Consider the following 21,287-nt stretch of genomic DNA (forward strand, 5'->3'; position numbering starts at 1 on the left):
ACCGGGTGGTCACGCGTCGGTGACGGCGACAGCCCTCCGACGCCGGGGAACGGGTACGGCCCGGACACGTGGAGGACGTCCGGGCCGTGCGAGGCGTTCAGGGTGTACGGGGTGCGGCGCACGGGGCGCGCGCGTGTCCGTCGGACCGCGCACGCCGGACGCGCCGCGCCCGGAGGCACGGCGCGTCGGTGGGGCGCGGCGGTGGGTCAGAGCTGGGTGGCCGGCTCCTCGGCGGGCAGGCTGTCCATGAAGGAGCTGACGGAGAAGACCGCCTGTCCGGGGCCCGGCTGTCCGTACCCGGGGGGCGACTTGAGACCGAAGTCGTCCATGGTGGCGCGGTAGGCCTCCAGCAGGCGGATGTGGTACTCCAGCGGCGCGCCCTGCGGGTTGGCCTTGCCCAGCGGCGTCGTCGGCTCCGGGCACCAGGTGGTGAAGCGGGGCGTGATGCCGTGGGACATGAAGAAGCGCAGCCCCTCGGTCGTCGACGCGATGGCCTCGTCGACGCTGGTGAACCCGAACGGCTCGGCCATCTCCACGCCCGCCACGAAGTTGGGGATCACGTTGCGCGCGCCGAAGATCTCGGCGGAGTCGAGGATGCGCTTGTGCCACTCGTCCCGGCCGACGTAACGCTCCTTGCCGGGGCAGTACATCTTGAACAGGTACTCGTCCCACACCTCGTAGTTGGGGTGGTAGATCTGCACGCCGTAGTCCTTGAACCGCTGCACGTCGTCGCGGGGCAGCGCCTGGGCCACCACCTTGCCGATCCAGCGTCCGGGGAACCGCTCCTCGATGGCCTTGGCGTAGTGGCCGTAGAAGTCGGCCTCGTCGCGGCCGGACACGGTCTTGGTGATCGCGCCGCCGGTGAGGGTGTAGGCCGTGGACGCCTTCGCGGTGTCGTACCGGTCGATGATCTCCAGGGCTTCGAGGACCTCCTCGACGTCCTTCACCCCGGTGTACGGGCGGCCGGCCGCCTTGTGCTGGCGCCAGTTGTGGTTGATGTCGCAGTACTGGCACTCCTCCTTGGCGCCGAAGTACTGGCAGACCCGGAAGACCGTGAGGTAGATCAGGTAGCCCCACTGGATCGTGGGGGCCACCTCCATCACGGACTTCCCGTTGGAGAGCTTGTGCTTGTAGTACTCGGGCATCGGCGGCACGCCGACGTCGGAGATCCGCTTCCCGTCGAGGTAGAGCCCGAGGACGCCCTCGTCGTCGGCGGCGACCCGGTAGGGCGAGGACGGGTTCACGCGCACGGAGACCACGGTGCGCCGCAGGTCGTACGGGCCGCCGGTGAGGATGATCTCCTCCGGCGGGCGCCGGAGCGCGGCCTCGCCCAGCTCGGGGAGGGTGCCGTGGTCGAACGAGAAGATGAAGTACGACTTCGGTTTGACCTCGCCCTGCTCGTTGTCGCTGAGAGCGGACGCGTCGAAGGCCACACCCCCGCGGAGCAGGTCCTCCTTGAAGACGGCCTCCCGCGGCACGTGCGGGAACCGCTCCATCAGATCCTCGACCAGCGCGGTGCGGCTGCCCATCCCGTTCTCCTCGCTCCCGACCTGCTTCGTCTGTCGTGTTCGACTCCTCACGGTATGCCCCCGGCCCGGCGTCAGCCGTGCCGGGTCCCCTCGCGGCGCGCGACGTGGTCCGGAACGGGCTGTCCGGACGGCAGCAGCGGGTCGGGGACGGGCGCCCCCCAGGTGGCCGTGAGCGGGAGCGTGCCGGCCCACAGGCCCAGTGCGGCGTCCGGGCCGTCCCCGTCGTCCGGGGCGCCGGTGCGGATCTTGACGGAGGCCACGTCGAGGGACAGCGCGAGGACGGTGGTCGCGGCCAGCTCCTTGCGGCTGGGGGCGCGCGCGTAGTCCCACTGTCCGGGGGTGGCGTGCTCCGTGAGGAGGCGCAGCGCCTCGGTCTTCTCATCGGGGTCGGTGACCTTCCGGGGGACGCCGTGGATCATCGCGCTGCGGTAGTTCACGCCGTGCTCGAACACGGACCGTGCGAGGACGAGTCCGTCGACGTGCGTCACGGTGACGCAGACGGGCGCGTCCCCCGCCAGGCTCCGGCTCGCCACGGAGCCGTGGACGTAGAGGTCGCGCTCGCCCCGCCCGTACACGGTCGGCACCACCATCGGGCGTCCGTCGACGATCACTCCGAGGTGGCAGACGAATCCCGCGTCCAGGATGGCGTCGAGGTCGGCGCGGTCGAGGCTGCCCTGTTCGCGCAGGCGGCGGTGCCGGGTGAGGTCGGTGTCGGGGAGCGGTCCGTAGGTCATAGGTGACAGAATAACGATATCCATCGAGCATTGACCACAGAGCAACTGAATCAGCAGTTCCAGGCATCAAAAACAACGGAATCCGCACCTCGCGTGCGACGGAGTGGTACCGGGGCCGTCCAAGAAGCCGTTTGCCCCGCACGGCCCCCGCTGCGAGAGTCGCCGCCATGCCCACCTTCGCCGCGTACGACGGGACAGAGCTGGCCTACGAGGTCCTCGGGGACGGACCACCCCTGGTGTGCCTCCCGGGCGGGCCGATGCAGGACTGCGCCTACCTCGGGGAGCTGGGCGGGCTGTCGGCGCACCGCGCCCTGGTCATGGCGGACCCGCGCGGCACCGGTGGCTCGGCGGTCCCCGAGGACCCCGGCACGTACCGCTGCGACCGGCTCGTCGACGACGTGGAGGCGCTGCGCGAGCACCTCGGTCGGGACCGGCTGGACCTGCTCGCGCACTCCGCGGGGACGAACCTGGCGATGCTGTACGCGGAGCGTCATCCGGACCGGGTCGAGCGGCTCGCGCTCATCACGCCGAGCCCGTACGCGGTCGGCATCGACATCACCGGGGAGGTCCGGCGGGAGACGGCGCTGCTGCGGGCCGCGGAGCCGTGGTTCCCGGAGGCCTTCGCCGCGCTGGAGCGGATCGTCGCCGGAGACGGGGACACTGCCGCCTTCCTGGCCATCGCCCCCTTCTGGTACGGCCGTTGGGACGAGAGCGCGCGGGCGCACCGGGCCGCGGAGGACGCCCACCGGAACCAGGAGGCCGCAGGCCGCTTCGGCGACGGCGCGTTCACGCCGGACGTCACCCGGGCGGCGCTCGGCCGCCTGGCCTGTCCGGTGCTCGTGCTCGCCGGTGAGGTGGACCTGAACTCCCCGCCTCCCGCGGTGGCCGCCCTCGCCGCCGTGTTCCCGCGTGCCGAGCTGGTCGTCCAGGCCGGGGCCGCACACTTTCCGTGGCTCGACGACGCGGAGCGGTTCACACGGACGATCGGCGCTTTCCTCGGAAGACCGGCCGGGTAGCCGCCCGGCGCGCGGAGGTGCGGAAGGCCGAGAGCCCCGCGACGCGGGTGGTCCCCTGCTGCCGCCGGCCGCGCGGTCCCCTCCGTCAGGCCGTCCGTTCCAGCTCCGTCTCGTCCACCCGGAACTCCAGCTCCCGCCCCGCCAGCAGCCGTTCCAGTTCGCCGAGAACGGTCGCGCCGAGCCGGGCGACCTCGTTGCCCTGGGAACCGGCCAGGTGAGGGGTGACGAAGGCGTTCGGGAGGCCGAGGAGCGGGGAGTCCGCCGGGAGCGGTTCCGGGTCCGTGACGTCGAGGACGGCGCTGATCCGACCGGACCGCAGTTCCCCGACGAGCGCGTCGTGGTCGACGAGGGAGCCGCGCGCGGTGTTCACGAGGACCGATCCGTCGGGCATCAGGGCGAGTTCGCGGCGGCCGACTAGGTGCCGCGTCTCGGGGGTCTGCGGGGCGTGCACGGTGACGACGTCGCTCCCGGCGAGCAGGGCCTCGAGCGGCAGCAACGGCACCCCGAGCGCCGCCGCCCCGGCTTCGGTGACGTAGGGGTCGGCGAGGCTGACCTCCAGGTCGAAGGGCCGGAGCAGCTCGATGAGGCGTCGGCCGATGCGGGAGGCGCCGACGACGCCGACGCGGCGGCCGAAGTTGCCGACGCCGGGCAGGATATCGCCGTAGGGGAAGGCCCGTTCGTCGCGGAGGCGGTCGCGGTACGCGAAGACGTTCTTGCCGGCGAGCAGGATCATGGCGAGCGTGTACTCGGCGACGGGCAGCGCGTTCGCGGCGGCCGCCGACGACACGACGATCCCACGGTCCCACACCGCCTGGGTGGTGAACCCCTTCACGGAGCCCGCGGCGTGCAGCACGGCCCGCAGCCGCGGCGCCGCCTCCAGCGCGCCGGCGTCGAGGACGGGAGCGCCCCAGCCGGTGATCAGGACCTCGGTGGTGGCGAGACGCTCCCGCACCCGGGGGTCGGTGAAGTCCCCCGCCACCAGGGCGGGATCGATCTCCACCAGCTCGCGCAGCCGGACGAGCAGGTCCGGCGGAAAGACGCGCGGCACGTTCTCGGCCGTCATGGCGAACATCGCCACGGGACGCTTCGGCACGGAGGGGCCTTCCGGTTCGGGAGACGCCCGGCGGCGTCCGGCGGCGGTGCGGGGCCTCGCCGCGAGCGCGGGATCGCGGCGGGTGCCGACGGCCCCGTGACAGCGGCAGCAACCGCTCTCTACGGTAGATCGCAGCGCGTGAGAGGGTCAACGAAGAGGTCTGCCACCTGGGCGGACCGGCGCGGTACGTTCGCCGGGTGGTCATCGCACGGGCGGCGGACATCCGAGGAGGAACAGCAGGATGACTGGGACGCTGACCAACTGGGCCGGCAACATCACGTACGCGGCCGAGGAGCTGCACCGGCCCGCCTCGCTCGCCGCGCTGCGCGCGCTGGTCGCGCGAAGCACCCGGGTGCGGGTGCTGGGCAGCGGCCACTCGTTCAACCGGATCGCCGAACCGGGACCCGACGGCGTCCTGCTGTCGCTGGCCGCGCTGCCGCCCGCGATCGACGTCGACACGGCGGCCCGTACGGTCCGGGTGTCGGGCGGCGTGCGCTACGCGGAACTCGCCCGCGCCGTGCACGCGAAGGGGTTCGCGCTGCACAACATGGCCTCGCTGCCGCACATCTCGGTGGCCGGTTCGGTCGCCACCGGCACGCACGGTTCCGGGGTCGCGAACGGGTCGCTGGCCTCGGCGGTCCGTGAGATCGAGCTGGTCACCGCGGACGGTTCCCCGCTGACCGTCGGCCGCGGCGACGACCGCTTCGACGGCGCCGTGACGGCTCTGGGCGCCCTCGGCGTGGTCACCGCTCTCACGCTCGACGTCGAGCCGGACTTCGAGGTGAGCCAGCACGTCTTCACCGAACTCCCGCTGGAGGGACTGGACTTCGAGACGGTCGCGGCCTCCGCGTACAGCGTGAGCCTGTTCACCGACTGGGAGCGGCCCGGTTTCCGCCAGGTGTGGCTGAAGCGGCGCACCGACCGGCCCCTGCCGGACTTCCCCTGGGCGGAGCCCGCGACCGAGGCCATGCACCCGGTGCCGGGGATGCCCGCCCGCAACTGCACCCGGCAGTTCGGCGTGCCCGGTCCCTGGCACGAGCGACTCCCGCACTTCCGGGCGGAGTTCACGCCGAGCAGCGGCTCCGAGCTGCAGTCCGAGTATCTGCTGGCGCGCTCGGACGCCCTCGCCGCGCTGCACGCCCTGGACGCGATCCGCGGGACGATCGCGCCGCTGCTGCAGATCTGCGAGGTGCGGACCGTCGCCGCCGACCGGCAGTGGCTGAGCCCGGCGTACGGACGGGACACCGTGGCGCTGCACTTCACCTGGGTCGACGACACGGAGGCCGTGCTGCCCGTGGTGCGGAGCGTCGAGCGGGCGCTGGAGCCGTTCGCGCCGCGACCGCACTGGGGCAAGGTCTTCGCCGTACCGCCGGAGATCCTGCGGGAACGCTACGCGCGCATGACCGACTTCCGGACGCTGGTCGACGGCCTCGACCCGGCCGGCACCTTCACCAACGCCTTCGTGGCGGACCTCCTCCCTCCCCGCTCCTGACAGACCGGGCGCGGGCCCCGGGAGAACCGCACCGACCGGAACCACGACGCACGGGCTGATCCACGGGCTGATCTAGGAGACGCATGTCCTTCCGCACCTCCCCCTCGCACCCGACCGCCGCACCCTCCGACACCGGCTACGTCGAGGACGTGTCCCCCGGCCACGGCGCGCTGCCGCCGCGCGCCCATTACGCGGCCTCGGACGCCGCGAGCCTTTCCCTGAACGGGCGTTGGCACTTCCGGCTGTCCCCCACCGCCGACGCGCGCGACGACTCCTTCGCCGCCGAGCGGTACGCGCCGCACGAGGACCAGGACGCCGAGAGCTGGGCCGAGGTCCAGGTCCCCGGCCACTGGGTGCTGCAGGGGCACGGCGCGCCGATCTACACCAACCACCTCTACCCGTTCCCGGTCGACCCGCCGCACGTGCCGACCGAGAACCCGACCGGCGACCATCTGCGCTTCTTCGACCTGCCGGCGGACTGGCCCGCCGACGGCGGTACGGTGCTGCGCTTCGACGGGGTCGAGTCCTGCGCCCGGGTCTGGCTGAACGGCACGGATCTCGGCGAGTTCAAGGGATCCCGGCTGCCGCACGAGTTCGCCGTGGGCCATCTGCTGAGGCCGGGACGCAACGCGCTCGCCGTCCGGGTGCACCAGTGGTCGGCGGGCTCGTACCTGGAGGACCAGGACCAGTGGTGGCTGCCCGGCATCTTCCGTGACGTGACCCTGCTGCACCGCCCCGCGGGCGGCGTGCTCGACTTCTTCGTGCACGCCGGGTACGACCACCGCGCGGGCCTCGGAACGCTGCGCGTCGACTCCGACGTCGACGGACGGGTCCTCGTGCCGGCCCTCGGCGTCGACGTCGCGACCGGCGTGGAGGTCACGGTGCCGGTGGCGCCGTGGACGGCCGAGACGCCCCGGCTGTACGACGGCGAACTGGTCACGGAGGGCGAGCGCGTACCCCTGCGGATCGGCTTCCGCACCGTCGCTCTGCGGGACGGCCAGATCACGGTCAACGGCCGCGCGGTGCTGTTCAAGGGCGTCAACCGGCACGAGTGGCACCCGGAGAGGGGCCGGGCCCTCGACGTGGAGACGATGCTCGCCGACGTGCTGCTGATGAAGCGGCACAACATCAACGCCGTCCGTACCTCGCACTATCCGCCGCATCCCGCCTTCCTCGACCTGTGCGACACCTACGGCCTGTGGGTCGTCGACGAGTGCGACCTGGAGACCCACGGCTTCACCGAGGAGGGCTGGCGCGGCAACCCCGTCGACGACGACCGCTGGACGCCCGCCCTTCTCGACCGGGCGGCCCGGATGGTCGAGCGCGACAAGAACCATCCGTCCGTCGTGATGTGGTCGCTCGGCAACGAAGCGGGCACCGGACGGGGACTGACGGCGATGGCCGACTGGATCCGGGACCGCGACGGCTCACGCCTCATCCACTACGAGGGTGACGCCACCTGCCGGGACACGGACGTCTATTCGCGCATGTACGCCGACCACGCCGAGGTCGAGCGCATCGGCCGCCACGAGGACGAGGGCGACGCGAAGCGACGCGGGCTCCCCTTCATCCTCTGCGAGTACGGCCACGCCATGGGCAACGGGCCCGGCGGTCTCGCCGACTACCAGCGTCTGTTCACCGCGTACGACCGGGTCCAGGGCGGCTTCGTCTGGGAGTGGATCGACCACGGCATCGCGGACGAGCGCCACGGGTTCGCGTACGGCGGTGACTTCGGCGAGGAGCTGCACGACGGGAACTTCGTCTGCGACGGGTTGCTCTTCCCGGACCGGACACCCTCCCCCGGGCTCGTCGAGTACAAGAAGGTGATCGAACCCGTCCGCATCGACACCGGCGGGACGTCCGGCCTCCCCGGACCGGACCGACTCCGGGACGGGGAAGGGGTGTTGGACCGGCCTCTGGACGCCGCCCGCGCCGACGGCGTCGTGCGCGTCACCAACGGCTACGACTTCGCCGACCTCGCCGCGCTCGCCTTCTCCTGGTCCTACCAGGTGGACGGCGAGACCGTCGCGACGGGCGCCCTCCAGGTGCCCGCGCTGGCCCCCGGCGAGTCGGCGGACGTGAAACTCCCCGCGCCGCCCGTGGACCCGGGGGGCGCCGAGGCGCACTGGACCGTACGGGCGGTCCTCGCCGAGGACACGGCGTGGGCGCCCCGCGGCCATGAGATCGCCTGGGCCCAACTCCCCTCCGCCGAAGCCGTGTCCGCGCCCCTCGGGCGGTTCGTCGCCCCGGTGGCCGGTGACGGCGTGATCACCCTGGGGCCGGGCACCTTCGACGCCCGCACCGGGGAGCCGCTCACGATCGGCGGTGTCGGGGTCACGGGGCTGCGGCTGGACGTGTGGCGGGCCCCGACCGACAACGACAACGGCGCGCACTGGCAGCCCGACGCCCGCTTCGGTCCGCTCTGGCGCACGCTGGGCCTGCACCGGATGCGGCACCGCCTGGACGCGGTGGAGCCGGGCGAGGACGCGTTGACCGTACGGACCAGGGTGGCGCCCGCCGCCCGCGCGGTCGGCCTGCGCACGGTGTACCGGTGGACGTCCGACGGCACGCGGCTGCGGCTGACCGTGTCCGTGGCACCCGAGGGCGACTGGAAGCTGCCGTTGCCCCGGCTCGGCGTCCGGCTCGGGCTCTCCGGCCCGGCGGATCGCGTGACCTGGTTCGGCGGCGGCCCGGGCGAGGGCTATCCCGACACCGGGACGGCCTCCATGAGCGGCCGGTGGGAGTCGACCGTGGACGCCCTGCAGACGCCATACGTGCGCCCGCAGGAGAACGGCGCCCGGCCCGACGTCCGCTGGGCGGAGATCGGCGGCCTGCGTGTCGAGGGCGATCCGCGGTTCTGGTTCACGGCGCGGCGCTGGACGACCGAGCAACTGGACGCGGCGGACCACCTGTCGGATCTCCGGGCCGGCGACACGGTCTGGGTCAACCTCGACCACGGCCAGCAGGGCATCGGCTCCCAGTCGTGCGGTCCCGGCGTGCTTCCGCCGTACCGGCTGGACGCGGAACCGGCGGAGTTCTCGTTCGTCTTCTCGGGCGTCCGCTAGCGCCCGGACCGGCGCGACCGGGCCGGGCGGGTCCTCCCCCGTCCGGCCCGGTCGCGTCCGCCGGGCCGGAATTCCGTGGAGTCCGCGCCCGGCCGCGCCTACGATCTGCCGGTGGGCCGGCCGGAGCAGGCCGGTGTGCCACACCGGGGCGCCGGAGACCGGTTCGCGGACGACGAAGGACGAGGACGATGAACGACCCCGAGCACCGATCGCGCGCGTACCACCACGAGGTGCGCGGCAGCGGCCCCGTCCTGCTGGTCGTACCGGGAGGGGCCGGCCACCCCATGGGCCTGGAGGGCCTCACGGACCGGCTCAGCGAGCGGTTCACCGTGGTGACGTTCGACCCGCTCGGCCTGGCGCACACACCCCTGGACGGCCCGGTCGGCGACCAGCGCGTCGAGGACTGGAGCGACGACGCCCACCGGCTCCTCGGCTCCGTCCTCCCGGACGGCGAGTCGGCGTACGTCTTCGGCAGCAGCTCGGGCGCCGTCGTCGCCCTCGACCTGCTGGCCCGGCACCCCGAACGGCTGAGCCGGGTGGTGGCCCACGAACCGCCGAGCGTCACTGTGCTGCCGGACGCGGATGCCCAGATCGCGATGGTCGAGGAAGTGGACCGGCTCTGCCGCACGGAGGGCCCCTCGGTGGCGACGGCCCGGCTGGCCGCGGGCCTGGAGGGCCGGGCCTGGGAAGGCGCGACGAGCGGCCGGAAGGACGCCAGCGCGGAGCCCGCGGAGACGCCGGACGGAGCCCTGCCCGGCGCGCGGGCGGCCGGGTCCGCGGAGATCCCCGCGGACACGCCGATGACTGTCTTCCTGGCCCACGTCCTGCGCCCGTTCGCCACGCGCGCGCCGGACGTGGACGGGCTCAAAGAGCTGTCCGACCGGTTCGTCCTCGGTGCGGGCCGCACCTCCGGGCGTCAGCTCCCGCGCCGTACGGCCGAGTCGCTCGCCGCGGCCACGGGGGCCACGCTGCTCGACTTCCCCGGCGGCCACCTCGGCTGTCTGGAACACCCGGTGGAGTTCGCGGACCTCCTGACGGAGGCGCTGGTGGGCCGGACGGCACGCCGAGACGCGCAGGCGTGATCGACCGCCTGGCCCGAACCGCCCCTCGATCAGACGGATTTCCGGCTCAGAGGTCGAGCCGCGGCGCGCTGAGGGCCTGCACGTCCGCGTAGGTCGGGGTGGCGCCCTGCGGGGTCCGGCCGGCGCGGATGTCCAGGACCGTGTCGAGGGCGGCGCCCAGGGAGCGGCGGTACAGCAGGGAGCCGAGGCTGACCCGTCGGACACCGAGGTCGCCGAGCCGGGCGACGGTCGGGCCGAGCGGCGCGTACAGGATGTTGAGCGGCGCGTCGAACGTCTTCACCAGGTCGGCGATGCGGTCCGGGTCGCTGAGGCCGGGCACGAACACGCCGTCGGCGCCCGCCTGGAGGTAGGCGTCGAGGCGGCGGCACGTCTCGGCGTGGCTTCCGTCGCCGAGCCAGTAGGTGTCCGTCCGCGCGTTCACGAACAGGTGGGGCACCGCGGCCTTGACCGCCGCGATCTTCGCGGCGTGCAGGGCGGTGGATCCGAGGCCGTCCTCGATGTTGAGGCCGACCGCTCCGGCGTCGGCCAGTTCACGTGCCGACGCGGCCACCTCGTCGGGGTCCCGGCCGAAGCCGTCCTCCGCGTCCACCGACAGCAGGAATCCGCCCCCGGCGAGCTGCCGGGCGAGCCGGACGGTGAGGTCGCGGGTGGCGGCCGCGCCGTCCGGCAGCCCGGCGGCGGCGGCGACCCCGAGACTCGTGGTCCCCACGGCCTCGAACCCCTGACCGGCCAGCGCGAGCGCGGAGGCGTGGTCCCAGGCGTTGGGCAGCAGCAGGGGGACGTCGGCATGGTGCAACGCGGCGAACGCGGCGGCGGCGCCGACCGGGTCCTCGCTCGGGGCAGCGGTCATACGGGGACGATAGCGCCGCGACGGTTCGGCACCGGCCGAACGGTCGGGCGCGCCCGTGCGGCCCTAGAGAAGCCCCAGATCCCCCAGCTCCTTGTGGAGGTCCGCGCGGGGGCTGTCCGAGGTGGTGGGCTGCGCCGTGCGGGGGGACGGTGTGCCCGGTGGGTGGGGTCGGGGGGCGGGGTGTTCCGGGGGTGGCGGTCGCGGAAGAGCCAGGCGCCGAGGAGGCCGCCGGCCAGGCCTCCGAGGTGTCCGAGCCAGCTCACGCCCGGGGTTCCCGGGACGGTGACGGTGAGCATGTAGGCGAAGGAGGCGGCCATGACGACGCCGATGAGCGTGTCGATCAGGTGGCGGTCGAAGAGGCCGCGGACCACGACGTAGCCGAAGTACCCGAAGATCAGGCCGCTCGCGCCCACCGTGTCCACGCCGCCGCTCTCGAAGAGCCACACCGTGAGGCCGCTCGTCACGGCGACGAGGAGGCTCAGTCCGAGGAAGCGGACCACTCCGCGGTACGCCGCGAGGAAGCCGAAGACGAACAGCGGGCCGGAGTTGCTCTCGATGTGGGCCCAACTCCAGTGCAGGAAGGGTGCGCTGAGGATGTCGGGCAGGGTGCCCAGGTCTCCGGAGACGACTCCGTGGTCACGCGAGAGGGCGTAGTGGTCGGCGGAGTTGGCCAGTTGCACCAGCCACACGATCGCGAGGAAGGCGAACATCACGAAGAACGCCTTCCGCGCCTCCGCGATCATCCGCTCGGGGTCGGCCGCTCCCCGGCCCGCCCGCGTGGTCCTGTCCGGTCCGCCCATGGCCCGTTCCCCTCCCCCGGCGGATCCGCGTCCGCGTCGGCACTGGCCTCTCCACTCTGGGGAGTTCGGACGAACACGCTCGGGGAGGGGCCGCGGGAGGGCTCCCGCGGCCCTGTCTCCGGGCCGTCCTGCGACGGGGTGTCCGGGTCCGCGGAGGCGGTGAACCGGAAGGTCGCCTCGTCGCCGGGTGCCCAGGTCACCGTGAGGTCGTGCGCGCCGGGTCCCGCGTCCTCCGCCGGCGTCACCCGCACCGAGACCAGGTCGGTGAGCGGGCGCGGGTCCGGGTCCGCGGTGAGACGGACGAGGGTGACGAAGAGGGAGGCGTCGGTTCCGGTGGTCCCCTCCGCGGCCTCCGGCAGCCCGTCCAGGGACGTGCCCGCCCCCGACAGGCCGTGTGCCGCGTGGAGTTCGGAGCGGGCACCGTCCCGCGCCGCCCAGCCCGTGACCCGTACCGGGGCCCCCGGGGCCGCGCCCGACACCAGGTGGCCCCGCACTTCGACGGCGCCCCGCGCGACGACGAGTCCGGCCACGGCGACGCCCTCCGCGACGGTGTGCCGGGACGCCGCCCAGCCCTCGCCGACACCGAGCGGCACGATCCCCGTACGGCTCGCGTCGCCACCGACGATCACGCTGTTGTCGTACGAGGGTGAGGGCTCCGTGACGGTCGAGTAGGCGAGCCGCGTGTAGTACGGGTCGTAGCGGGCGTCCTCGCTGCCGTGGTTGTGGAGGCGGACCAGGCCGTCCGAACGCGTCGACTGGATCAGCCAGTTGGCCGGCCGCACCGGGGTGATCGCGTCGGCGCGCTCCACCGGGCCCGGCTCCTCGCGGGCCGTCCACACCTCGTGGTCGGGGGGCAGCAGCAGGCAGACGAACGCCTTGCTGGCCCAGTACGGCGAGGCGGGGCCCGAGTACTCCTGCAGGAACGCCTCGTCGGGGCCGCGCCAGCCGCGGGTGAGCAGGCCGTCGGCGTCGACGGCTCCCCGGTCGAGGAAGTAGCGCAGGGCTCCGGAGGCGAGGCGCCGGGTCTCGCCCGGCGCCAACGGCGTGCGGCCGGTGAGCGCGCCGAGCCACAGCGGGGCGGTGGCCGCGAAGCGGTAGGTCAGGGAGCGGCCCTGCAGCATCGGCGCCCCGTCGCCGCCGAACAGGCGCGCGTAGTCGGCGAGATGGGCCTCCAGACGGCCCGCGTACAGGTCGAGGAGGCGGGTGTCGTCGCCGAGCCAGGCGTGCAGCACCGGGTAGAGGTGCATCGCCCAGCCGTTGTAGTAGTCGAACTTGCGGCCGTGACCGTCGGTGTACCAGCCGTCACCGAGGTACCACTGCTCGATGCGCTCCAGGCCCCGGTCGATCACCGCGCGGGAGAGGTCCGGCTCGTAGCCGACGTCCGCGAGGAATCCGCCGACCGTCACCGGGAACAACTCCCAGTTGTTGGGCCAGGGTTCGGCCTTCAGCGCGTCGCCCAGCCAGGCCGCGGCGCGCTGACGCACGCTGTCGTCCAGGCGGTCCCACAGCTGAGAGCGGGTCAGCCGGAGCGCGAGCGCGATGGACGCCGCCTCCACGAGCGGCTGGCTGCGGCTCTCGACCCGGGGCCAGACTCCCGCCGTTCCGGCGGCGAGCCCGTCCGCGTACCGCTCCAGGACCTTCTCGTCCCGGCGGAAGCCGGCCAGCAGCAGTGTGCGGGCGTAGCCCTCCAGGCCGTCGGAGAGCCTCCCGGAGGCGCTCGGACGGTTTCCGGGGAGGTGGTAGAGGGCGCCCCCGTCGGTCGCGTACGGCGCCACGGCGGCGAGCAGGGAGTCGGCGGTCGCCTCCCAGTGGGCGCGCGTACGGCCGGTGTACGGGCTCAGGCTGCGGTCCTCGGCGGGCTCGGCGGGCATCAGGTGAGCTTCCTGTCTCAGGGGGCGTGCGGGAAGGCGTGGCGGTGCGGCAGGGCCGCACCGCCTGGCGGCAGGACGCTACCCCTTTCGGGCAAGCGCTTTCTAGACCCCGGGGCGCCGGGGTGCCACGCCCCGGTCAGCGCTCGGGTCCGAGCCCGCCTCTCGCTGTCCGCGGCCCGCTGCCCGCCGCCCGGGCACCTGGCCCGGGGCCCCGGACCGCGACGACTACGCGGCCGGCCGCTCCACCCGGCGGGCCGTGATCAGCTCGTGCAGGTAGCGCTTGGTGACCCTGCCGCCGTGGCGGTTGTCGATCAGGCCGGCGAGGCAGGCGAGGAGGCCGTCGCGGGCCGGCGGGGGCAGCGCCCGGTGTCCGGAGTAGGTGCGCAGGACGTCGAGGTAGGCCTCGGTGGTGTAGGTGATCTCCCGGGAGAAGCGCCGGACCTCGACCGGCCCGAGCCGGTCGCAGGCGTCGAGTTCGCCGGTGTCGGAGGCGACGTCCCTCTCGTCCGACGCGCGCAGGCCGGGCGGGGTGGCGGGGTCCCAGCGTTCGTAGCAGCCCTGGGCCCGGGCGAAGAACTCCTCGGAACCGCCCGCCACATGGTGGGTGGTGATCAGGGCGAGGGTGCCGCCCGGAGCGAGGGCGGCGGTCAGCCCGGGCAGGCGCAGGGCCGGGTCGATCCAGTGGAAGGCCGTGGCGCAGACCGCCAGTCCGAAGGCCGGACCCGGTGGGGTCCACTCCTCGAACGCGGCGACCTCGACGCGGGCCGCCGGGAACGGCCGCAGGTTGCGCCGGGTCACCGCCGCGAGGGAGGGCCCCAGTTCGACCGCCGTGAGCCGGCAGCCGGTCCGGGCCAGGGGCACGGTCAGCTGTCCCGTTCCCGGGCCCACCTCCAGGACCCGCGTGTCCGGGGTCAGGCCCGACTCGCCGATCAAGGCCTCGACCAGGGCGGGCGGGTAGGCGGGACGGGCGCGGTCGTAGAGCTCGGCGTCCTCGTCGAACACGTCTCGCAGCATGCGTCCAGGCTAGGACGTCCACCCTCGGGGCGACCGCTGTCGCGGTGTCAGGAGTGCAGGCCCCAGTGCCCCCGGTGGACGACCTCGGCCGTACCGCGCCTGCGTTCCCCGACGAGGGGGCTCTGCGGGGGAACGTCGTCCGACCGGTAACCGACGGTGATGCCGCCGATCGGCGCGTACTCCTCGGGGATGCCGAACTCGGCCCGGAACGGCTCCAGTTCCTCGGGCATGATCCCGAAGAAGCAGGCGTCCAGCCCCTCGTCGACCGCGGTCAGCAGCATCATCAAGGACGCCATGCCGGTGTCGATGAACCAGTAGGGGGCGGGCCAGCGGGCCTCCGCCCGGTCCTCCCATCCCTTGTCGGCCTCGGCGTAGCGCTCCAGGTAGGCGTTCTTGTGGGCGAGCGGTACGACGACCAGCGGCGCGTCCTGCATGGTCGGCGTCTTCTCCACGCGGGTGGGGACGAAGGGCCAGAAGCGGGCGCGGTCGGCCGGGTCGGTCAGGGCCAGGAACGCCCAGCCCTGCGAGAAGCCGGCGGAGGGCGCGCGCAGCGCGGAGGCGAGGACGCGTTCCACGGCCTCCGGCGTCAGGGGCTTGTCGGAGTAGTGCCGGATCATGCGGCGGCGACGGACCACCTCGGAGAATTCCATGGCGTCCGATCCTGCCACCGTCGGCCCTCTCCCCGGCAGGGTGCCGTCAGGATCTTCCGGGCCGGGTGCCGTCCGGGCCTCCCCGGCAGGGCGGGGACCGGATCGGCTAGCGTCGGCGGCATGACCAGCGACACGGCCGGCCGCCCGGCCCGCGACACCCCCCGTACCTTCGCCGAGGCGCTCTCCCGCGGCACGGTCGTGCTCGACGGCGGCATGTCCAACCAGCTGGAGTCGGCCGGGCACGACCTGAGTGACGCCCTGTGGTCGGCACGGCTGCTGGCGGAGCGGCCCGAGGCGGTCGTCGAGGCACACCTCGCCTACTACGAGGCGGGCGCGGACGTCGCGATCACCGCCAGTTACCAGGCGACGTTCGAGGGTTTCGCGCGGCGCGGCATCACGCACGAGCGGGCGGCCGAGCTCCTCGCCCTGAGCGTCGGGTCGGCGCGCGAGGCGGCCCGGCGCGCACACACCGAGGGCGTCACGCGCCCGCTGTGGGTGGCGGCGTCGGTCGGTCCGTACGGGGCGATGCTCGCGGACGGTTCGGAGTACCGGGGGCGGTACGGGCTGAGCGTCGACGAGCTGGAGCGGTTCCACCGCCCGCGCCTGGAGGTGCTGGCCGCCGCGGGGCCCGACGTGCTGGCCCTGGAGACGGTCCCGGACTCGGACGAAGCGCTGGCCCTGCTGCGGGGGGTGCGCGGGCTCGGTGTCCCGGCCTGGCTGTCGTACAGCGTCTCCGGTGACCGGACGCGGGCCGGACAGCCGCTGGAGGAGGCGTTCGCACCGGCCGCCGAGGCGGACGAGATCGTCGCGGTCGGGGTCAACTGCTGCGCGCCCGAGGACGTGGAAGCGGCGGTCGCCGTCGCGGCCCGCGTGACCGGCAAGCCCGTCGTGGTCTATCCGAACAGCGGCGAGGCCTGGGACGCCGAGGCCCGCGCCTGGAACGGCAGTTCGTCGTTCACGGCCGGTCAGGTGGCCGGGTGGGAGCGGGCCGGGGCGCGGCTCGTCGGCGGGTGCTGCCGGGTGGGTCCGGAGGCGATCGCGGGGATCGCGACAGCGGTGCGGGGCGACTGAGCGCGGTCGACGCGGGGGCGCCCGCCCTCGTCCGTACGGCCCTCCCGACCCCGGCTCCTCCTGAGGTGGCCCGCACCTCAGGGCCGGTCATCGGCCGGTGCCGCCCACCGGCGTGACCCGCGGCGCCTCACTCCGCACGGCCGCCCGATGCCGCCACCGTCCACCGGCACGGCCCGCGGCTCCCCACCGCTCACGGGCGACCTGTGCCGGTGCCGCCCTCGGGGGCGTCCCGCGTGCCCGGCCTGCGGAAGCGCCGGACGACGGACAGGGGGGCCGCCGTGCGGGTCGTCGTGGAGAAGGTCCGGTGGGCCGGGGTTCCGGGTTCGGGGGGTGCGTCCGCGAGCTCGGCCGGGCGCGGGGAGGGCCGCGCGGCGTCCTCCTCCCACAGGGCCAGTTCGCGGTCGCGCGGGCCGTGCACGGTGTGCGGGTCGCCGGCACCGAAGATCCGGACCGGATGCGAGCTGTCCCAGGCCTCCCACCCCGGATCGCCGTCGACGGCGAACCGCACCCACGCCCCGTGCATGGCGTCCGCGAGTTCCTGCGGGGCCCCCTCGCCCGCGAGCTTCTCCGACTCGGGCACGTCGGGGGTGTCGAAGACGAAGCCCAGTTCCAGGGCGTGGCAGGCGCCGAGGTCCGGCACGTTGGACGGCCAGGCGAACTCGTAGACGTACGCCGGAGCCCGCGGGACGCCTCGGGTGTCCGCGTCGAGGGCGGCGGTGGGCCGGCCGTCGCGGGCGTCGGCGAGGCGGTGCAGCGGGACCCGCAGGATGTGGTCGGTGACCATCTGGCCCACGAGATCGGCGGTGCCCGCTTCCGGGTGGAGGGCTCGGTAACCCCGGGGGACCTCGTGCCCGCAGTGGCAGCGGGCCCTGGCTCCGGCCAGGGCGACCGGGCCGAGACGGTCCACGCGTTCCAGGAGGCCGCCCGGCACGAGCCACAGCCGGTACTCGTCGCGGGTCCAGCCGAGGAGGAGGCCGACGTCCGGCGCGGCGCCCTCGACGAGGGCCTCCAGCGGGTCGCGGGGGACGAGGTCGCCGTCGACGACGATGCCGAAGGCGGGACCGCCGAGGACGGGGCTGCTGAGCCGGCCCACCTCGGCCTGGGTGCGCAGGAGAAGGTCGCGGTCGACGGCGGCGAACGCCTCGGCCGTCGCCGGGATCTTCAGCCGGGTGGCCATCCTGCGCACCATCCGGCGCACCTTGTCCCGGTCGCTCGCCTCGGGCGGGCCGCTCTGCAGGACGGCCCGGTGGAAGAGCCCCTGCGCCCGCGGGCTCGCGAGCAGCGCGCCGATGCTGATGGCCCCCGCGGACTCGCCGAAGACGGTGACCCGGTCGGGATCGCCGCCGAACGCGGCGACGGACGCCCGCACCCACTCCAGCGCGGCCAGCTGGTCGCGCAGCCCGGGGTTGGCGGGGGCGTCAGGGAAGAGGCCGTACCCCTCCACCCCCAGGCGGTAGTTGATGGACACGAAGACGACGCCGTCCCGGGCGAACGCGCGCCCGTCGTAGACCGGAACCGCCGAGGAGCCGCGGGTGAGGGCGCCGCCGTGGATCCACACCATGACGGGGAGCCGGGCGGCGGGATCCGGTGCCGGGGTCCACACGTTGAGGTTGAGGCAGTCGTCGCCGGGCACGACGGGGTCGGACAGCAGCCGCCCGAACGCCTCGGAGTACGGCGGTTTCGGTGGTGTCGGCCCGAACACGCCCGCGTCCCGCACGCCGTCCCACGGCTCGGGCGGTACGGGCGGGCGGAAGCGGTGCGGGCCGAAGGGCGGAGCCGCGTAGGGGATGCCCCGGAAGACGGCGATGCCGTTCTCGTACCGGCCGCGCACCCTGCCGTGCGGGGTGGCGACCACCGGGTCCTTCGTCTCCGCCGATTCCACCGCGTCCACCACCATCCGGGACCAGCTCCTCGTCGTCGCGCGTCGTAAAGATCAGAGCATCACATCACGTCCCGGTATTCCTGCGGACGTCCCCATTCGGCCGATATCGCGGTGCGGCCCTGGTCCGCGCGTCACCACGGGGCCGGCTCAGGTACGGGCCGCCGCCCAGGTGATGCCGCCGAGGAGGTGCCGGCGGAAGTCCTCGTCGTCGTAGGCCCGCGCGGTGTGTCCGAGGCCGGTGTAGAAGACGCGGCCCGCGCCCTGGGTCCGGGACCACGCGAGGGGGTGGTCGTCGCCCATCCCTCCGCCCGCGTAGGAGGATTCGTCGGCCGACACGAGCACGCGCACCGAACCGCGGGGGCTGGCGCGGAAGTCGTACCACTCGTCCGTGAACTCCCAGACGGGCGGGAGGTGTCGGGTGGCCGGATGTCCGTGGTCCTCGACGACGGCGCGGCCCGGCTGAAGGTCGGGGTGCCGGTCGAAACGGGCGCCGAGCAGTTCTCCGTAGTACGGCCAGTCGTACTCGGTGCAGGCGGCCGCGTGCACCCCGGCGAACCCGCCGCCCCCGTCGATGTGGGCCGCGAGCCGGTCGCGCCCGGCGGGCGTCAGCACGTCGCCGCTGGTCGACAGGAAGACGACCACCGCGTACGCGTCGAGCGGAGCCTCGAAGACGGCCGGGTCCTCGGTGGCGTCGACGGCGAAGCCGTACGCCTCCCCGAGACCCCGCACGGCGGCGATCCCGGCCGGGATGGAGTCGTGCCGGTAGTCGGCGGTGCGGGTGTACACGAGGACGCGGAAGGTCATGGCCCCAGGATGCCCGCCTCCTCCGCCCCGCTGCCCCGGGCCCCGCCACCCTGTCCGTTTCCTTCAAGACCCCGTCTCGCGGGGCCACCTACCGTGGCCGTATGACTCCTCGATTCGATGTGATCGGCCTCGTCGTCTCCGACATGGCCGCCTCTCTCGCCTTCTACCGCCGTCTCGGGCTCGACTTCCCCGCGGGTGCCGAGGCCGAGCCGCACGTCGAGGCCGGGCTGCCCGGCGGACTGCGTCTCGCCCTGGACACGGAGGAGACCGTGCGGTCCTTCCACCCGGGGTGGCGGCCCCCGTCCGGCGGCGGCCGGACGTCAATCGCCTTCCGCTGCGACGACCCGGCCGAGGTCGACTCGGTGTACGAGGGACTGGTCGGCGCCGGGCATCACGGCGAGCTGAAGCCCTGGGACGCCTTCTGGGGCATGCGGTACGCCGTCGTGCACGACCCGGACGGCAACGGCGTGGACCTGTTCGCTCCGCTGCCCGGCGGCGAGGCGGCCGCCCAGTAGGACGGGCGGCTATCGGCGGGCGACCAGTTCACCGAGCGTCGCGCCCGCCAGCTGCCGCACGTCGCGCGCCAGATGGGCCTGGTCGGCGAATCCGGCTCGGAGCGCCGTCTCCGCGAAGGGCACGCCGTCGCGGGCCAGGGCGAGGGCGCGTTGCAGACGCAGGACGCGGGCCAGGGTCTTGGGTCCGTAGCCGAAGGCCGTGAGGGAGCGCCGGTGCAACTGCCGTGCTCCCAGACCCAGTTCATCCGCCGTCCGGGCGACCGGGCGCCCCGCGTCCAGGGCGGCCACGACGTCCAGGAGCACCGGATCGGGCTGCTCGGTGTCGGCCGCCCGGCGCAGGGCGACGTCTTCGAGCGCGGTCACGGGGTCGTCGGCGGCGTCGATCCGCGCGGCGAGGCGGCGCACCTCGGACGCGGCCCACAGGTCGGTCAACTCGACGCGCCGGTCCCGGAGTTCGTCCGCCGGGACGCCCAGGTAGGTGGGCGCCGTGCCCGGGAAGAAGCGGACGCCCGCCCAGCCGCCGCCGGAGGACACCTCGTCCGGGACGTAGGGGCCGGTGTCGGGACCGGCCACCAGCAGGCGGCCCTCGGTCCACAGCAGGTCCATGCAGCCGTCCGGCAGAACGGCCGCGACGGGAGTGGCGGGCGGGTCACCGGGGCCGCCGCCCGAGGCCGCGCGCCCGCTGTCCGCGCCGGGCGCGGGTGGGCCCGGGACGCGGCTCCACACGACCGCGCCGGGCAGCCTGGACGCCCGTTCCGCGTACATGGTGGCCAGGCTACGCCGCACCCGTCCGGTGTTCCTGCGGGCTGACCCCGTAGACCCGCTTGAAGGCGCTGGAGAGGGCGAAGGCGCTGCCGTAGCCGACGTGGCGGGCGATGGTCTCCAGGGTGTCGTCGCTCTCGCGGAGCCGGTCGGCGGCCAGCGCGAGCCGCCGGCCGGTCAGGTACGTCATCGGGGGCTCCCCCACGAGGTCGCTGAACCGCCTGGCCAGGGCGGCCCGCGAGACACCGGCCTTGGCGGCGAGCGTCGCGACCGTCCACGGGTGTGCGGGATCGTCCCGCACGAGCCGCAGGACGCGGCCGACGACGGGGTCGGCGAGGGCCTGGTACCAGGCGGGCGTCGCGGCCTCGGGGCGGGAGAACCAGGCCCGCAGGGCGGCGATCATCAGGAGGTCGAGCAGCCGGTCGAGGACGACCTCCTGACCGGGTTCGTCGCGCACCATCTCGTCCGCGAGGATCGAGGTGAGCGGGCACTCCCACACGTCGGAGGTGAGCGACAGCAGTGGGGGCAGGGCGTCCAGCAGCCGGCCGTCGACCTCGCCCCGCATCAGGTAGGTGCCGATGAGCAGCACCGTGGAGCCGTCGAGCCGGTCGCCCCAGGTGCGCACCCCGAGGTCCCAGTGGCCGCTCAGCGAGCGCCCGTCGGGGTAGGAGCACGCGCCGCCCGGCAGGATCACGGCCTGCGTGGGGGTGCCGGGGTCGTCGGCGCAGACGTACGGGTCGGGGCCGCGGGCGATGGCGAGGTCACCGGCCCGCAGGCGGACGCGGTCGCCGCGGTCCGGTACGACCCAGGCGTCACCGCGCACCACGAGCATGATCGTCAGCGGGGCGCGGTCCTCGACGCGGAGCGACCAGGGCGGGTCGAAGCACGCGCGGATCATGAAGGCGCCCCGCGCGCGGGGACCCTCCAGCAGGCCGGCAAGGGGATCCCCCCGCGTCAGCGGGTCCGAGCCCGGGCGAGCGTCCATGGCGCCAGCGTAGACCGGCCGGGTGGACGCCGTGGACGTCCGCTTATGGGGGCGAGCCGCTCGGCGATGGTT

At 74.2% G+C, this 21,287-nt stretch carries 18 protein-coding genes; 6 read left to right on the forward strand and 12 right to left on the reverse strand.

Going from position 1 to position 21,287, the window contains the following annotated elements:
• Nucleotides 1-206: 206 nt before the first annotated feature.
• Nucleotides 207-1,529 (reverse strand): radical SAM protein, encoded by a 1,323-nt coding sequence (locus OG406_RS10425; protein WP_164374997.1) that lies wholly within the window; start codon nt 1,527-1,529, stop codon nt 207-209.
• A gap of 71 nt (nt 1,530-1,600) precedes the next feature.
• Nucleotides 1,601-2,263, reverse strand: a complete 663-nt coding sequence (locus OG406_RS10430; protein ID WP_164374998.1) for a pyridoxamine 5'-phosphate oxidase family protein — start codon at nt 2,261-2,263, stop codon at nt 1,601-1,603.
• A gap of 167 nt (nt 2,264-2,430) precedes the next feature.
• Between OG406_RS10430 and OG406_RS10435 the strand changes: the two genes are divergently transcribed.
• Nucleotides 2,431-3,279 carry an alpha/beta fold hydrolase gene (locus OG406_RS10435; protein ID WP_267048820.1) on the forward strand — a complete coding sequence of 283 codons (849 nt, stop codon included), beginning with the start codon at nt 2,431-2,433 and terminating at the stop codon, nt 3,277-3,279.
• An 85-nt stretch (nt 3,280-3,364) separates the two neighbouring features.
• Here the strand turns inward: OG406_RS10435 and OG406_RS10440 are convergent, their stop codons facing one another.
• Nucleotides 3,365-4,372, reverse strand: coding sequence for a hydroxyacid dehydrogenase (locus OG406_RS10440; RefSeq protein WP_329185419.1), 1,008 nt, complete (start codon nt 4,370-4,372; stop codon nt 3,365-3,367).
• 241 nt (nt 4,373-4,613) lie between these two features.
• Here OG406_RS10440 and OG406_RS10445 point away from each other — a divergent pair, with 241 nt between their 5' ends.
• The 3 genes from OG406_RS10445 (at nt 4,614) to OG406_RS10455 (ending at nt 10,011) form a co-directional block, all read left to right on the forward strand.
• Nucleotides 4,614-5,864, forward strand: coding sequence for an FAD-binding protein (locus OG406_RS10445; RefSeq protein ID WP_164375001.1), 1,251 nt, complete (start codon nt 4,614-4,616; stop codon nt 5,862-5,864).
• Between the two features lie 83 nt (nt 5,865-5,947).
• A complete protein-coding gene (locus tag OG406_RS10450) occupies nt 5,948-8,929 on the forward strand; it encodes a glycoside hydrolase family 2 TIM barrel-domain containing protein (protein ID WP_329185422.1) in 2,982 nt (993 codons plus the stop codon).
• A gap of 188 nt (nt 8,930-9,117) precedes the next feature.
• Nucleotides 9,118-10,011 carry an alpha/beta fold hydrolase gene (locus tag OG406_RS10455; protein WP_329185423.1) on the forward strand — a complete coding sequence of 298 codons (894 nt, stop codon included), beginning with the start codon at nt 9,118-9,120 and terminating at the stop codon, nt 10,009-10,011.
• Between the two features lie 46 nt (nt 10,012-10,057).
• Here the strand turns inward: OG406_RS10455 and OG406_RS10460 are convergent, their stop codons facing one another.
• The 5 genes from OG406_RS10460 to OG406_RS10480 form a co-directional block, all read right to left on the reverse strand.
• Nucleotides 10,058-10,861 (reverse strand): isocitrate lyase/PEP mutase family protein, encoded by an 804-nt coding sequence (locus OG406_RS10460; protein WP_329185425.1) that lies wholly within the window; start codon nt 10,859-10,861, stop codon nt 10,058-10,060.
• Nucleotides 10,858-11,661, reverse strand: a complete 804-nt coding sequence (locus tag OG406_RS10465; RefSeq protein ID WP_329185426.1) for a rhomboid family intramembrane serine protease — start codon at nt 11,659-11,661, stop codon at nt 10,858-10,860. The genes OG406_RS10460 and OG406_RS10465 overlap by 4 nt, the downstream gene beginning before the upstream one ends.
• A complete protein-coding gene (locus tag OG406_RS10470) occupies nt 11,601-13,532 on the reverse strand; it encodes a DUF2264 domain-containing protein (protein ID WP_329185428.1) in 1,932 nt (643 codons plus the stop codon). The genes OG406_RS10465 and OG406_RS10470 overlap by 61 nt, the downstream gene beginning before the upstream one ends.
• A 225-nt stretch (nt 13,533-13,757) precedes the next feature.
• The gene (locus OG406_RS10475) at nt 13,758-14,546 is read right to left on the reverse strand and encodes a class I SAM-dependent methyltransferase (protein WP_329185430.1); all 789 of its coding nucleotides are present in this window, start codon (nt 14,544-14,546) and stop codon (nt 13,758-13,760) included.
• A 47-nt stretch (nt 14,547-14,593) separates the two neighbouring features.
• Nucleotides 14,594-15,196 (reverse strand): nitroreductase family protein, encoded by a 603-nt coding sequence (locus OG406_RS10480; protein WP_164375008.1) that lies wholly within the window; start codon nt 15,194-15,196, stop codon nt 14,594-14,596.
• A gap of 120 nt (nt 15,197-15,316) precedes the next feature.
• Between OG406_RS10480 and mmuM the strand changes: the two genes are divergently transcribed.
• Nucleotides 15,317-16,267 carry a homocysteine S-methyltransferase gene (gene mmuM / locus OG406_RS10485; RefSeq protein ID WP_266617292.1) on the forward strand — a complete coding sequence of 317 codons (951 nt, stop codon included), beginning with the start codon at nt 15,317-15,319 and terminating at the stop codon, nt 16,265-16,267.
• Nucleotides 16,268-16,457: 190 nt separating this feature from the next.
• Here mmuM and OG406_RS10490 read toward each other — a convergent pair whose 3' ends face one another.
• Both OG406_RS10490 and OG406_RS10495 read right to left on the reverse strand, forming a co-directional pair.
• On the reverse strand, nt 16,458-18,164 hold the full coding sequence (locus OG406_RS10490; protein WP_329185432.1) for a carboxylesterase/lipase family protein: 1,707 nt from the start codon (nt 18,162-18,164) through the stop codon (nt 16,458-16,460).
• A gap of 132 nt (nt 18,165-18,296) precedes the next feature.
• Nucleotides 18,297-18,953 (reverse strand): ThuA domain-containing protein, encoded by a 657-nt coding sequence (locus OG406_RS10495; protein ID WP_329185433.1) that lies wholly within the window; start codon nt 18,951-18,953, stop codon nt 18,297-18,299.
• A 101-nt stretch (nt 18,954-19,054) separates the two neighbouring features.
• On the opposite strand from OG406_RS10495, the gene OG406_RS10500 reads away from it, so the two are divergent.
• Nucleotides 19,055-19,468, forward strand: coding sequence for a VOC family protein (locus OG406_RS10500; RefSeq protein ID WP_329185435.1), 414 nt, complete (start codon nt 19,055-19,057; stop codon nt 19,466-19,468).
• Between the two features lie 9 nt (nt 19,469-19,477).
• Here OG406_RS10500 and OG406_RS10505 read toward each other — a convergent pair whose 3' ends face one another.
• Both OG406_RS10505 and OG406_RS10510 read right to left on the reverse strand, forming a co-directional pair.
• On the reverse strand, nt 19,478-20,233 hold the full coding sequence (locus OG406_RS10505; RefSeq protein ID WP_329185436.1) for a helix-turn-helix transcriptional regulator: 756 nt from the start codon (nt 20,231-20,233) through the stop codon (nt 19,478-19,480).
• Nucleotides 20,234-20,243: 10 nt separating this feature from the next.
• The gene (locus OG406_RS10510; RefSeq protein WP_164375014.1) at nt 20,244-21,215 is read right to left on the reverse strand and encodes an AraC family transcriptional regulator; all 972 of its coding nucleotides are present in this window, start codon (nt 21,213-21,215) and stop codon (nt 20,244-20,246) included.
• Between the last annotated feature and the right edge of the window lie 72 nt (nt 21,216-21,287).

This window comes from Streptomyces sp. NBC_01428 (assembly GCF_036231965.1).
Classification (GTDB): domain Bacteria; phylum Actinomycetota; class Actinomycetes; order Streptomycetales; family Streptomycetaceae; genus Streptomyces.

Bases quoted from the DNA above. Each gene is read 5' to 3' on its own strand.
- OG406_RS10425 (WP_164374997.1), bottom strand. From the start codon at position 1,529: ATGGGCAGCCGCACCGCGCTGGTCGAGGATCTGATGGAGCGGTTCCCG.
- OG406_RS10430 (WP_164374998.1), bottom strand. From the start codon at position 2,263: ATGACCTACGGACCGCTCCCCGACACCGACCTCACCCGGCACCGCCGC.
- OG406_RS10435 (WP_267048820.1), top strand. From the start codon at position 2,431: ATGCCCACCTTCGCCGCGTACGACGGGACAGAGCTGGCCTACGAGGTC.
- OG406_RS10445 (WP_164375001.1), top strand. From the start codon at position 4,614: ATGACTGGGACGCTGACCAACTGGGCCGGCAACATCACGTACGCGGCC.
- OG406_RS10450 (WP_329185422.1), top strand. From the start codon at position 5,948: ATGTCCTTCCGCACCTCCCCCTCGCACCCGACCGCCGCACCCTCCGAC.
- OG406_RS10455 (WP_329185423.1), top strand. From the start codon at position 9,118: ATGAACGACCCCGAGCACCGATCGCGCGCGTACCACCACGAGGTGCGC.
- OG406_RS10460 (WP_329185425.1), bottom strand. From the start codon at position 10,861: ATGACCGCTGCCCCGAGCGAGGACCCGGTCGGCGCCGCCGCCGCGTTC.
- OG406_RS10465 (WP_329185426.1), bottom strand. From the start codon at position 11,661: ATGGGCGGACCGGACAGGACCACGCGGGCGGGCCGGGGAGCGGCCGAC.
- OG406_RS10470 (WP_329185428.1), bottom strand. From the start codon at position 13,532: ATGCCCGCCGAGCCCGCCGAGGACCGCAGCCTGAGCCCGTACACCGGC.
- OG406_RS10475 (WP_329185430.1), bottom strand. From the start codon at position 14,546: ATGCTGCGAGACGTGTTCGACGAGGACGCCGAGCTCTACGACCGCGCC.
- OG406_RS10480 (WP_164375008.1), bottom strand. From the start codon at position 15,196: ATGGAATTCTCCGAGGTGGTCCGTCGCCGCCGCATGATCCGGCACTAC.
- mmuM (WP_266617292.1), top strand. From the start codon at position 15,317: ATGACCAGCGACACGGCCGGCCGCCCGGCCCGCGACACCCCCCGTACC.
- OG406_RS10490 (WP_329185432.1), bottom strand. From the start codon at position 18,164: ATGGTGGTGGACGCGGTGGAATCGGCGGAGACGAAGGACCCGGTGGTC.
- OG406_RS10495 (WP_329185433.1), bottom strand. From the start codon at position 18,953: ATGACCTTCCGCGTCCTCGTGTACACCCGCACCGCCGACTACCGGCAC.
- OG406_RS10500 (WP_329185435.1), top strand. From the start codon at position 19,055: ATGACTCCTCGATTCGATGTGATCGGCCTCGTCGTCTCCGACATGGCC.
- OG406_RS10505 (WP_329185436.1), bottom strand. From the start codon at position 20,233: ATGTACGCGGAACGGGCGTCCAGGCTGCCCGGCGCGGTCGTGTGGAGC.
- OG406_RS10510 (WP_164375014.1), bottom strand. From the start codon at position 21,215: ATGGACGCTCGCCCGGGCTCGGACCCGCTGACGCGGGGGGATCCCCTT.